The sequence below is a fragment of the Roseibium sp. SCP15 genome, from assembly GCF_040329435.1.
In the GTDB taxonomy this organism is placed as follows: domain Bacteria; phylum Pseudomonadota; class Alphaproteobacteria; order Rhizobiales; family Stappiaceae; genus Roseibium.
The window spans coordinates 442,107-454,216 of the sequence record NZ_JBDZYI010000002.1; the positions used below are offsets into that span (position 1 = coordinate 442,107).

13 protein-coding genes are annotated in these 12,110 nt (G+C 56.5%); 6 read left to right on the forward strand and 7 right to left on the reverse strand.

The window, feature by feature from the left end:
* Positions 1-59: 59 nt before the first annotated feature.
* Positions 60-491, forward strand: a complete 432-nt coding sequence (locus ABLO27_RS09445; RefSeq protein ID WP_353032320.1) for an RrF2 family transcriptional regulator — start codon at positions 60-62, stop codon at positions 489-491.
* Here the strand turns inward: ABLO27_RS09445 and ABLO27_RS09450 are convergent.
* A complete protein-coding gene (locus ABLO27_RS09450; RefSeq protein ID WP_353032321.1) occupies positions 488-1,177 on the reverse strand; it encodes a Crp/Fnr family transcriptional regulator in 690 nt (229 codons plus the stop codon). The genes ABLO27_RS09445 and ABLO27_RS09450 overlap by 4 nt on opposite strands.
* Positions 1,178-1,410: 233 nt before the next feature.
* Entirely contained in the window at positions 1,411-2,208 is a 798-nt protein-coding gene (locus ABLO27_RS09455; protein ID WP_353032322.1) for a ChbG/HpnK family deacetylase, read from the reverse strand.
* Positions 2,209-2,404: 196 nt separating this feature from the next.
* On the opposite strand from ABLO27_RS09455, the gene ABLO27_RS09460 reads away from it, so the two are divergent.
* A complete protein-coding gene (locus ABLO27_RS09460; protein ID WP_353032323.1) occupies positions 2,405-2,839 on the forward strand; it encodes a hypothetical protein in 435 nt (144 codons plus the stop codon).
* Positions 2,840-2,927: 88 nt separating this feature from the next.
* Here ABLO27_RS09460 and ABLO27_RS09465 read toward each other — a convergent pair whose 3' ends face one another.
* Together ABLO27_RS09465 and ABLO27_RS09470 are read right to left on the reverse strand one after the other, a co-directional pair.
* Positions 2,928-4,427 (reverse strand): ArnT family glycosyltransferase, encoded by a 1,500-nt coding sequence (locus tag ABLO27_RS09465; RefSeq protein ID WP_353032325.1) that lies wholly within the window; start codon positions 4,425-4,427, stop codon positions 2,928-2,930.
* 10 nt (positions 4,428-4,437) lie between these two features.
* Positions 4,438-5,598 carry a glycosyltransferase family 2 protein gene (locus ABLO27_RS09470; RefSeq protein ID WP_353032326.1) on the reverse strand — a complete coding sequence of 387 codons (1,161 nt, stop codon included), beginning with the start codon at positions 5,596-5,598 and terminating at the stop codon, positions 4,438-4,440.
* Between the two features lie 408 nt (positions 5,599-6,006).
* On the opposite strand from ABLO27_RS09470, the gene hisS reads away from it, so the two are divergent.
* Genes hisS through hisG form a run of 3 tightly spaced genes read left to right on the forward strand, consistent with a single transcriptional unit; the run spans position 6,007 to position 9,602 of the window.
* A complete protein-coding gene (hisS, locus tag ABLO27_RS09475) occupies positions 6,007-7,473 on the forward strand; it encodes a histidine--tRNA ligase (RefSeq protein ID WP_353032328.1) in 1,467 nt (488 codons plus the stop codon).
* 3 nt (positions 7,474-7,476) lie between these two features.
* On the forward strand, positions 7,477-8,637 hold the full coding sequence (locus ABLO27_RS09480) for an ATP phosphoribosyltransferase regulatory subunit (RefSeq protein WP_353032329.1): 1,161 nt from the start codon (positions 7,477-7,479) through the stop codon (positions 8,635-8,637).
* Complete coding sequence (gene hisG, locus ABLO27_RS09485) at positions 8,634-9,602, forward strand: ATP phosphoribosyltransferase (RefSeq protein WP_353032331.1); 969 nt, start codon at positions 8,634-8,636, stop codon at positions 9,600-9,602. The genes ABLO27_RS09480 and hisG overlap by 4 nt, the downstream gene beginning before the upstream one ends.
* 13 nt (positions 9,603-9,615) lie before the next feature.
* Here hisG and ABLO27_RS09490 read toward each other — a convergent pair whose 3' ends face one another.
* Both ABLO27_RS09490 and ABLO27_RS09495 read right to left on the reverse strand, forming a co-directional pair.
* Complete coding sequence (locus ABLO27_RS09490) at positions 9,616-9,918, reverse strand: AzlD domain-containing protein (RefSeq protein WP_353032333.1); 303 nt, start codon at positions 9,916-9,918, stop codon at positions 9,616-9,618.
* Positions 9,908-10,591 carry an AzlC family ABC transporter permease gene (locus ABLO27_RS09495; protein WP_353032335.1) on the reverse strand — a complete coding sequence of 228 codons (684 nt, stop codon included), beginning with the start codon at positions 10,589-10,591 and terminating at the stop codon, positions 9,908-9,910. The genes ABLO27_RS09490 and ABLO27_RS09495 overlap by 11 nt, the downstream gene beginning before the upstream one ends.
* Before the next feature lie 87 nt (positions 10,592-10,678).
* Between ABLO27_RS09495 and ABLO27_RS09500 the strand changes: the two genes are divergently transcribed.
* Positions 10,679-11,218: a CGNR zinc finger domain-containing protein gene (locus ABLO27_RS09500; RefSeq protein ID WP_353032337.1), complete on the forward strand. Its 540-nt coding sequence runs from the start codon at positions 10,679-10,681 to the stop codon at positions 11,216-11,218.
* A 17-nt stretch (positions 11,219-11,235) separates the two neighbouring features.
* On the opposite strand, the gene ABLO27_RS09505 is transcribed toward ABLO27_RS09500, so the two are convergent.
* Positions 11,236-11,916 carry a DNA-3-methyladenine glycosylase I gene (locus tag ABLO27_RS09505; RefSeq protein WP_353032339.1) on the reverse strand — a complete coding sequence of 227 codons (681 nt, stop codon included), beginning with the start codon at positions 11,914-11,916 and terminating at the stop codon, positions 11,236-11,238.
* Positions 11,917-12,110: the final 194 nt, after the last annotated feature.

Genomic DNA, 12,110 nt, shown 5'->3' on the forward strand with positions numbered 1-12,110 from the left:
AATGACACAGACACGCGCTAAAATCAACATCTAACATGAATGTTTTATAGGACCCTGCTATGCGGCTCAGTCAGGCCAGCGATTTTGCGTTGAGAATTCTGATGGCCACGGCTCAATCGGACGGACCGCAAACCGTCGACAAGTTGAGCGAACAGCTCGGCCTGGCCAAATCGCATGTAATGAAAATCGTCGCGCATTTGGCCAGAGGCGGCTATCTGGAAACAACGCGCGGGCGCGGTGGCGGGATCCGTCTGGCAAAATCCCCGGACGGCATCCGGCTGGGTGAGGTCGTCAAGCTGATCGAGCCGGATCTTGGTGTGGTTGCCTGCCTGCAGCCCCAACCGGCAATCTGTGCGTTTCTGCCCCGTTGCGCCCTGAAAGGCGCCATGGCCCGGGCGGCCGAAGCTTTTCTCGACAGCCTCAATTCAGATACGCTTGCTTCGATCCTTGCAGGGACTCAGGTTGCTTCCTTGCTCGAAGAAGCGGACTAAAGCGTCGACGCCTGTTCCAGAAAGTCGATCTGCTCAAGACAATAATAGCCGGAAATCCGGCTGATTGTGCCGGAGCGCTTCCAGTCGTTCAGCACCCGGCTGACGTTTTCACGTGCGGCACCAGCCATGTTGGCAATGTCAGCCTGGCTGAGTTTGTAGTGAATGAGAACACGGCCGTCATCGAGCGGTTTGCCGAAAGTCTCGGAAAGCTGAAGCAGGGTTTGCGCCACACGGCCGGGAAGCGGCAGGAAGGAGCGAGCAGCAAGAACGTCATTGGCATGCCGCAAGCGTTTTCCAACGATGGACAGCATGTGACGGTAGACAGCCGGGTGTTCGTCGGCAAAACGTTCAAATGCAGCCTTGTCGATAAAGGCAAGCTGGGCTTCCTTCAACGCGCTGACCGTGGCAGATCGCGGCCGCCCATCAAGCAGGGCGAGTTCACCTACCAGGTCGCCGGGCCCGAGCACTGCCAGCAATTGCTCGTCGCCTTCCACCGACAGAAGCGAGACTTTCAGGGACCCTTCGAGAACTGCATAACAGCCGTTTCCAGGGTCGCCGTTTTCAAAGAGGATTGTGCCGGCAGCAATTTTCATTGGCCTAGCAAGGCGGGACAGGCCAACTGCCAATTCCGATTCCAGCCCTTCAAGAGAAAAGCTGTTCTTCAAAAAATCTCTAATTTCCGTCACGCCTGACCCCTGCCTGTACGTATGCCGACACCAATTATTTTTTGCCCAAGCGCAATCCTGTGATTTCCATCACGTGCAATCAAGCAAAATATCCCTATATCAAAGGACATGGAAGCGGGGCCGCCCCTCCCCCCTTCTTGACCTCCACGAAAAACGGCTCTGTTCCCCGCAGGGCCGTTTTTTCGTTGTACCGGCATTCAATGCATGAAAACGCTGGCCGCCGGTCATCAAATCTAGTTCAAAAAAACATCCTTTTTGTCCAGCGTCCGGAAAAACCGGTCACTGGACAGAACTTCATACTGACATTCGCGAATGGCAATCTTCTTGCGTGGCTCATTCCGCCTCAACCGGTCGTCGGACTGACCGGGAATCGCCGCGACGAAGCTCCGATCGCTCATGCCGTCGAAATGATTGTGCAACAACCGGTGCAATTCTTCCGGATCGCTTATCTCGGGCAAAGGCTCTGCTTTCGGCAGCATCTGCATCTGGTAGGATTTCGCCAGTCTGGCAAGTCGAAGCGTCTTCAGTCCGGAACGGATCGGCGACACGACCAATGGCGGTTTGTCGAAATCCGAGCTTTGCACCGCCTTGAAAACAAGGCGGGCCAGTGATGAGCGCTCCAGCAAACCTTCCCGCACGGCGATGAAGTCCGGCTGGCGTTTCATAAGCACGCTGTATCTCGCCAACTGGGCCTGGGCTTCCTCAAGCAGCAGTTCGTCGGGCAAAAGCCGGAAGAAAGCCCGTCGTTGAAGTTTTTCCCGCGTCATCATGCGGTCGCCATAGACTTCCTGCATGCGCGTGCTGACTGGAGACACCCGGTCGCCGCTGAAAGCCAACGTCACGCCGAAAAGCACCTGGTCACCAACTTTATCGGCCAACTCCTGAAGCGGCCGGAATTCTCGCGGCCACAGTTCCGTTGCCACCAGCGCCCCAAGAGCACTTAGACGGCCGCGTTCGGCCAGGTCCCGCAAGGCGCGATCGACCCCGAAGGCGAGACCATAATCAAGAGCTCCAAGTGTAATGCGCTTCATGAATTTCCGCAGGCGGACCAGATTCTGAAAATACTTCTCCTTCCCTGCGGCATTCGGGAAGGCATTGCAAGTCCAATACGCAGATTGATATCAAAGAAACAAAGCACCACTACTACGACTGATTACTGACAAAGGACACTATGCAACCTGGTGAACCTGCCTCAACGAGATTTCAAAGGCAACGCAGTTTAGTTAAATGAAAATATCAGATTACTTCGCATCATGGGAAGAATTCAGCTCCCTTCTGCATGAAAAATTCAATTATCCCAACCGTTACCCGTCCAAATTCATAGAATACGTATTCACCAACATTCAGAAATTCGAGTACGAGTACATACCAAACTGGGAAGATCTCGATGACACCGAAATTTTCGACATAGTCTGCTGGAAGAAAAATTATGATGGTCAGCTTTATGTGATAACCGATGCTTTGTATGAAAAAGGGCGTGGGCCGCTGAAAATAGACGGATTTTTTCTACGCGAGCTCGTCCAAAAGCATCGTGCATTCTTTGGCGAACCTTTTTTCAACGGCGATGTGCTGATGATCAGCTTTGAGAAAAAATTCATCTGGGATTTCCATCATAATGGAGCGTCCGCAAACATAGATTTATCAAATATTGAATTCGGCTGACGCTCTCTCTTGAAAGAGACCAGATTGCCGGACTTATAACAACGTCGTTTCAGTTCTGCCAAATACAACAGCACGTGGTCCAAACGCATCATTTATAGGAAATCGGCTCGAATACCGGCCCAGTCGGGCCTTCGATCCGATAGACGACGAGATCCTCCAGCCGAACACCATCGACCTTGCGTGCCAACTCTCCAAGTTTTTCAACGCTGGAGAAGGAATTTCTGAGTTCGCCTTCCTTGTTGCGGCGTTTTTCCGCGACGTAGAGACCCGGCTTGCCGAACATGCTCATGTCAGGTTCCGGCGCCATGACATAGCGAATTCGTTCTGTGAGCTGGACGACAGGCACAGTGTCCTTCAGGAGGTAGTCGATCTGGCCATTCAACCCGTAGCTGGTCGTCGCAACATAGGCCGCACCTTCTTCCGACACGAATGCCCGAACCGCCTCACCAATCTCCGGCCAGCCCCGCAGCTGGAACGTCGGGTCCTTGCGGGCAAACTGTCCGGTAATCGGCGACACGGCGTGGAGTTGAACCACCACCGCGATCAGGACGCCTAGGCCAACGCCCCCGGCCGCAAACCGTTTCCAGAAGAGTTGGTCCGCACGCAGGCCGCCAACAAAGACGGCAGCGGCAATCGCGAATGTCGGAAACAGCGGAGCGGGCCAATTGGCCTGAACCCGCGAATGCAGGGAATGATAGAGAAGATAGAGTATGAAAGGCAAAGCAGTCAGGATCAGCAAGGACGCAGCGTTTTCCCTTCTGCGAAAGGACCTGAACAGAGTTGCCGCTCCAAGCCCTGCGAGAACTGCAATCAGCGGATTGAGAAGACCGACCAGAGCGCCAACGAACTCGAAGATGTACTTGGCGGTGTAACCACCGCTGCCGGCCCTGCCGAACTGCTTGTAAAAGCTCACCCACTCATGAAGGTGGTTCCAGTAGAGAACCGGAGAAAAGCAGACGATTGCAATCGCACCTCCAATCCAGAGCTGCCAGGTCGTCCACCATCGGCGTGCTTCGGGCACCCATAAGAGCCAGAGTACGATCCCTGCGCCAAGAAACAGCACGGAATATTTCGCCAGCAGACCACACCCCGCCATCAGGCCGACCATCAACCACCAGTTGGCGTTGCGTGAATGGGACAATTCCGCGATTGCCCAAAGACTGAGCCCCCAAAAGAAAACGGAAGGAGCATCGGGCGTTGCCAGAATGCCGCCAATCCCGACTAGCAGACTGGAATTGAAGAACAGGACAGCCCAACCTGCGACGCGCGCGTCAAAGAGGATCGACGCCGTGCGCCATAAAGCGAGCGTGCCTATCAGGCCAGTCAAAATCAAAAGGAAGCGAACCGCGAAGATGGTATCGCCGAAAACCGCCTGTCCAGCTGCAATCCACCAGCCGATCATCGGCGGATGGTCATAATAGCTCACTGCCGGAAACAGGCCCCAAATCCTGTAGTAGGCCTCATCCTCGACGAAATGAGCGTTGGAAGCGGCATAGAGCTTCAGGACCGTCAGCAGTCCGACGATCACCATCAGCCCTGCCGGACGCAGGAAGAACGGCAAAGCAGGAGATTGTGTTCCGGCGTTCACGGCTTGACCTTTAAGACTTACGCCAGGTCAAAGCGGAGCTTGCGGCATAGTTCCAGACAGCACCCATGATCGCGCCGGCAGTGCCCGCAAGCCACCAGTAGGCGGGATCTGCATACATCAGGTTTGCAACCCCGACATTCGCCAGCACTCCGACCGAGCAGACCGCATAGAATGTCAGCAGTCCGACAAGCGCCTGGGTACCGCGCAATCTCCGATCGCGATAGGTCAGCTGGTTGTTGAGGAAGAAGTTTGACGTCATGGCAACAAACGAGGCCCCGGTCTGCGCCAGGTTGAACTCCATATCCCCCAGAAGAAAGATGCGCAGAGCGAGAAGGTGGACAACCAGACCGCTGGCTCCGACGAGACCGAACATCAGAAAACGAACGGACACGACATCGCCGAAATACTTGGCCAGAAGCAGGCCGAAATAGTCTAGCGTTACGAGCGTATCCAGCTTGCTTTCGCCATGCTGACGCTCACGAAACGTGAAAGGCAGCTCCTTGATCTTCAAGGTTCCGTTGGCACTGGAGACCAGGTCCAGAAGGATCTTGAAGCCCTGAGGCGAAAGCTTCGGCGCCAAGGCTTCAGCCTTTTCCCGGCGGACCATGAAAAATCCGCTCATAGGGTCCTTCAAGGTTACGTTGAGCAGCTTCTGCGCAAGACCATTGGCGATGTTTGATCCCCAGGCGCGAATCGAAGACAGCCCTTCTCCGACGGTCCCACCATCCACCTTGCGACTTGCGACCACGAGATCCGTGTCGTCCGCCTTGAGCTCTGCCAGCATTTTGGGCAACAGCGTTTCATCATGCTGAAGGTCAGCGTCCATGACGGCAACATAGGGAGCGGAAGAGGCCAGAATACCTTCGATACAGGCACCTGACAGACCACGGCGACCGATGCGCCGGATCACGCGGATCCGCGGGTCGTGTTGTGCGATCTTGCGGGCAACTTCCGTGGTTCCGTCTGGAGAATTGTCATCAACGACAATCGCTTCCCAATCGATACCCTTCAGGGCCTCGTCCAGAAGGCCGACCAGGATCGGAATGTTGGACGCCTCGTTGAAACTCGGCAGGATTACGCTGAGTTCGGCAGATTTACCTGCCGCAATCTGCGGCGCGCTCACGATCTCCGCACCGGTATTGCCGTCTGCCACACCCACTGCACTGCTCATTTTCAACCTTTATTCGCCTGGCTTTACCCGACAACCCTCTGCAAGGCAGGCCCCAATTCCCTTAAAATCCGCGCGGAAGATAGCTTGCCGGAGGTTAAATACAAGAAAAGACCCACGAGATTTTCGCCAATCAATCGCGGGATCCGTATTTGTAGCCGTGCCATTCACACCACATGGTCTCCGCCTATCCGCAGCTCCTTTTAACGTCAACTGTGATGCAAACAAGGCATTCGTCCGGCTTTCTTTTTAATGTCCGGTCACAACAGTGCCCAACTGAACTCCTCCAGCCGCTTGTGAACCTTGCTCTCAGGACCTGTTTCGTCTAGGACAACCGCAACAATCTAAGCGCCGGTTGCCGGTCTGTCGTGACTGCAACTGGCGGAGAACTCGCCAGGATCCAAGGACCTCATGGCCAAAAAACCGAACAAACTGAAGGCCCGGCTACCACGGGGCTTCGTCGACCGTTCTGCCGATGACATCCGCGCAACAGATGAGATGATCGGCAAGATCCGTGCGGTCTATGAACAATACGGCTTCGACCCGGTCGAGACCCCTGCGTTCGAATACACCGATTGTCTGGGCAAGTTCCTGCCCGACACGGACCGCCCGAATGCCGGTGTCTTTTCCGTGCAGGACGATGACGAGCAATGGATGAGCCTGCGCTACGATCTGACTGCACCGCTCGCGCGCCATGTTTCGGAGAACATCAACGAGATCCAGCTCCCCTATCGCACCTATCGCGCGGGCTGGGTCTTCCGGAACGAGAAGCCCGGACCCGGCCGCTTCCGCCAGTTCATGCAGTTTGACGCCGACACGGTTGGCGCGCCCGGCGTTCAGGCCGATGCAGAAATGTGCATGATGATGGCCGACACTATGGAAGCCCTCGGCATTCAGCGTGGCCAGTATGTCATTCGCGTCAATAACCGGAAGGTTCTGGACGGCGTTCTGGAATCCGTCGGATTGGGCGGCGAGGAACATGGTGAGCGCCGCCTGACGGTTCTGCGTGCAATGGACAAGCTCGACAAGTTCGGCATTGAAGGTGTGCGTCTGCTGCTCGGTGAAGGCCGGAAGGACGACAGCGGCGACTTCACCAAGGGTGCAGAGCTGGATGAGGCGGCAATCGACAGCATCATCGCGTTTGTCTCCGGCACCGGGTCTCTGGAAAATGACGGCATCACCGAACTGAACACGATGGCTGCCATCTTTGAATCCTGCGGTTACGGCGAGGACCGGATCAAGATTGATCCGTCCGTCGTTCGCGGCCTGGAGTATTACACAGGCCCTGTCTACGAAGCAGAGCTCTTGTTCGACGTCACCAATGAAAAGGGTGAAGTGGTTCAGTTCGGCTCCGTTGGTGGCGGTGGTCGTTACGACGGGCTGGTCAAGCGCTTCACCGGCCGCGATGTTCCCGCCACCGGGTTTTCCATCGGCGTTTCACGTCTGATGACAGCGCTGAAGAACCTTGGCAAGCTGAGCACTTCCGACGTCGTTGCACCAGTTCTCGTGACCGTAATGGATGGCGATGTTGCGTCCCTCGGCCGCTACCAGAAAATGGTTCAGGACCTGCGCTCAGCCGGTATTCGCGCCGAGATGTACCAGGGCAACTGGAAGAAATTCGGCAACCAGCTGAAATATGCCGACCGGCGCGGATGCCCGGTGGCCATTATTCAGGGTTCCGACGAGCGCGAGGCTGGAGAGCTGCAGATCAAGGATCTGATCGAAGGCAAACGTCTTTCCGAAGAGATCACCGACAACATTACCTGGCGCGAAAGCCGCCCGGCACAGGTCACCGCAAAAGAGGCAGACCTGATTGAAACCGTACGTGGCATTCTTGACGGTCAAGCCGACGACCGCAGACGCCAGAACGAGGGCTGACACATGATATCGGCGGTAGAAACACCCGGCCTGGATCCGGCAAAGATCGATGCGGTACTGGACCTGTTCAAGTCGGCGGGCCATACCCACGTCAATCCGCCGATCCTGCAGCCGGCCGATGTGTTTCTCGATCTGACCGGAGAAGACATTCGCCGCCGTCTGTTCCTGACCAGCGGTACCGATGGTGTGGATCTTTGCTTGCGTCCGGACTTTACCATTCCCGTCTGCCGTCATCACCTGGCTCTGCAGAAGGCCTCTTTGCCGGCGGCTTACTGTTACAACGGGCCAGTGTTCAGACAGCGTCCGGATGGTCTTGGCGAAATTCCGCAGCTTGGTGCCGAAAGCCTCGGGCGAAATGACATTGCCGAAGCGGATGCGGACGTTCTTGCCCTTTCCGTCAACGCGCTCGAGACGTTCGGCGTTTCCTCAAACACCATTCGCATTGGCGACGAAACCCTGTTTGCAGCGGTGTTGACCGGGCTTGAGTTGCCAAGTGTCTGGCGCCGTCGCCTGCGTGATCTCTTCGGAGAGACCGACAAGCTTTCAGCAGCAATCGGCAGAATGGCCGGAGGCGCGTCTTCGGATGATGAAAGCCGCGATGTCCGCCTCGGGTTCCTCTCCGCACTGGAAGGTGCTGACCCGACGGCGGCGCATGCAGTTGTCGAAGATCTTCTTTCCATTGCGGGCATTGCTGCGGTTGGCGGGCGAACACCAAGCGAGATCGCCGACCGCTTCCTGGAACAGGCTGCACTCGCAAGCGGTGCACACGGGCATGACAAGGCTGCCGAAACCCTGACGGCGTATCTTTCGCTGAAGGCAGATGGTGCGAACGCGACGGACGCGTTGAACAGTTTCGCCCAAAAATACCAGCTCGATCTTGACGCACCCATCGCAGCCTTCGAACAGCGCCTGGCAGCGGTGGAGAACAAGGGTATCGATCGGACCAGGCTGACATTCGCAGCAGAGTTCGGGCGACGTCTGGATTACTACTCCGGCTTCGTCTTCGAAATTCATGCAGCTTCCGACGCGGTCGAAGGACCGCTGGTCGGAGGTGGCCGCTACGACAAGCTGCTCACCCTTCTGGGAGCGGAACACAAAGTGCCGTCCATCGGATTTTCCATGTGGCTGGACCGGATTGCCGCGAGTATCGAGGCCAACTCATGAGCAAACTCATTATCGCCATTCCCTCCAAGGGCCGCCTTCAGGAAAACACGCACGCCTTTTTCGGACGCGCTGGTTTGAAGGTTCTCCAACCGGGTGGCGCCCGCAACTATCGCGGCGCGATCAAGGGATTGCACAATGTGGAGATCGCCTTCCTGTCGGCATCGGAAATCGCACGCGCGCTTTCTGAAGGGTCCGTTCATTTCGGTATCACCGGGCTCGATCTGGTGCACGAAAACATCACCAATCCGGAGAATGTGGTCCACATCGTCACGCCACTCGGATTTGGACCGGCAGATGTAATCGTTGCCGTCCCCAAGGCATGGATCGACGTCGAGACAATGGCCGATCTGAGCGATGTGGCTTCGGACTTCCGCAATCGGCATGGCCGTCGCCTTCGTGTCGCGACCAAATACGTCAACCTGACCCGAGCCTTCTTTGCCAAATACGGGATTGCCGACTACAGGATCGTGGAAAGCGCTGGCGCAACCGAAGGAGCGCCGGCAGCTGGATCCGCGGAACTCATTGTCGATATCACCACAACCGGTTCCACGCTTCACGCCAACAACCTTAAGATCCTGTCCGATGGCGTGATGCTGAAAAGCCAGGCCAACCTGGTAGCTTCGCTGAATGCTGACTGGTCCGACGCCAGTCTGGCCGCTGCGCGAGATATTCTGGATCGGGTGGCCGCAGAAGAAGCTGCCCGGGATGTGAAGCTTGTCAAGGCAGTGGTCGATGACCGTACGCAGGCTTTGAGAGCGGTCAGCAAGGTTGGTGCGATTCAGCGTTTTTCCGAAGCCAGCGACGATCACCGCGTTAATGTTCTGTGCCCGAAAGATGCAGTTGCCGATTGCGCCAAACTGCTCATCGAAGAAGGTGCGGACACGGTGACGGTGGAAACGCTGGATTACGTCTTTTCCAGGGAAAATCCGTTGTTCGCGCCGCTCAAGGAAAAGGTCGGCGGTTAAAGCGCCACCCGTCCTAAACGAGCCTTGAAATCAGGGCCGTGCACGCCATTCCGGCAAGCATGGCCCAGATCACGCTTCTCGTGGCCAGCATCACGACACTCGCGACCACGACCGCCATTGCGTCTCTCAGATCCGATTGTGCAAGCATAGATGCGACAAGCGCGGCGATGACCGACGCTGACAGCCCTTCAAGAAACAAATCGGTGCTGCGAGTGGTCCTGACGCGGGACATGAGAATTGCGCCAGCTAGCCGCGTGGCTAAGGCCGCCGCGGCCATGATCAGGACCGCGATCAGAAAGGTGCCGTTACTCAGCATGGCGCCACACTGAAACAGCGCCTCCGGCAACAGCAGCCACGATAATATTCCATCCCGTGGGCAGGACGGGCAACGTTAAGACAGCAATGCCCACGGCGGCGATTACCGGACCAAGCTGTCTTGTCTTCAATTGCACTTGTCCGGCGACCGTCGCGGCGAAAAAACAAACCATGACGACGCTGAACCCATATGCGTCAGTATTGCCTAGAACGTTGCCACCCCATGCGCCTGCCGCCGTGCTGGCAACCCAGGTGACCCACAACATCACCCCACCGCCAAACAGCCTGCCAAGATCATCCTGACCGCTTTGAAGATCCGGCAAGGCATCGGCAAAGTTCGCATCGCTGAGCGTGGCCAGAACCAGAAATCGCCTGAACCTGGGCAGTCGATTTATCCAGGGTGAGAGTGCTGCACTCATGACAACTTGGCGGCTGCTCAATGCCAGGACAACCAGAGCCAAAGAAACGAAAGCAACGGGCTCACTCAGGAATTCCAGTGACGCGAATTGAGCTGTTGCCGTGAACACCAGTGCGCTCGCCAGCGTGGCCTGTACCGGAGCCAAGCCCGCTTCGACGGCGGCGATCCCGAAAGCGATGCCAAACGGAATGACAAACAGGCTGACTGGGATCAACCGGCGCATTCCCAGCAATGTTCCACGCAATGTCAAACGCATTCACTCGGCGCTCCAGCCACCTAACCTCTATACAGGTTAGATTTTCCTGAACTTGATTGTCAACCGCTATAGCGGTTAGAAACTCAGATGACTTACGCAAAGGCGCATCCGGTCAGGCTGATCGGCGGAAGACTGGCCCTTGATTTCGCCAACACGGCCGACTGGTCGGACGAGGGCCAGATTGTTCATGAGAAAATCGAGACGCTGGACGACCTCCGGACTTGGCTGGATGCCCTGAAGCTGACCCCAGCAACGCTCCCGGAAGACGTTCGTCAGCTGCACCGGTTTCGGGCAGATATTCGCGCGCTGTTGCGCGGTGGAACAAATACGGCGACCCTCGCACCAGCTGCACTAATCGACCCGGCAATGTTCGGGACGGGAAAGACTGTGGCAACCGGGCAATCACTGGAAACCCTGATTGCCGTCTCGGCCATGTCGATTCTAATGGACAAGAGAGAACGGGAGCGCCTGAAAATGTGTCCGGCACATGATTGTGGCTGGCTGTTCATCGATGAGACCAAGAACAGCCGCCGTCGGTGGTGCAGCATGGAGACCTGTGGCAACCGAGCCAAGGCAACCCGGCACTACGCGCGCCAGAAAACACCGCAGAAGCGGGAGGAGAACTAGGCGCGCCGCGACCTGCCTCAGAGTGGAACGGGCCGCGTGAAATCTGTCCGGGCCTGTTCGACCGGCTCACGGCAACAACAGCCCTCAAGGTGATCGTTCACCATGCCCATGGATTGCATGAAAGCATAGACCGTGGTCGGGCCGACAAAGCTCCAACCCCTCTTCTTCAGGTCTTTTGACAAGGCCGTGCTTTCAGCGGTTTTGCCAAGCGTTCGGGCTGTCTCGAAATCGATTTTCTCCGGCCGGTTTTCAGGCGACGGCTCAAACGACCAGAAATAGGCTGCCAGCGACCCGAATTCAGCCTTCAGCTCGATCGCCCTCTTGGCATTGTTGATGGTCGATTCGATCTTCTTGCGGTGACGCACGATGCCGCTGTCGTTGAGACACCGCTCAACATCGGCCTCCGTAAACCTGGCAACTTTCTCGAATTCAAAATTCGCAAAGGCGGCCCGGAAGCCTTCTCGCTTGCGCAGGATGGTCAACCAGGAAAGGCCCGACTGAAAGCCTTCGAGACAGATTTTCTCAAAGAGCCGTCTGTCCTCGTCGACCGGCCAGCCCCATTCCGTGTCATGGTATTTCTGATAGTCATCCAACCCGCCATGCCACCAGCAACGCTGGTTGCCATCGTCGCCTTCAAGCAATCCGGTTACCGGATCCCGCTCCCGCTTTGCACCTTGTTCCGATTGCTGATCAGCCATACACGCACCCAATATTCACTATTTGTTCTCTTGTTTATCGAGGAGTTTTCGAAGGCACAAGTGCAATTAGCAGAACGAATGGAAAGCTCCCATCGAGAAGGGGCCATGCACGAATGGCAGACCCGGGACGAGTTCACATCACCATCGACAAACAAAAAACCCGACCTGAGGCCGGGTTCTTTTCGCGTGGATAC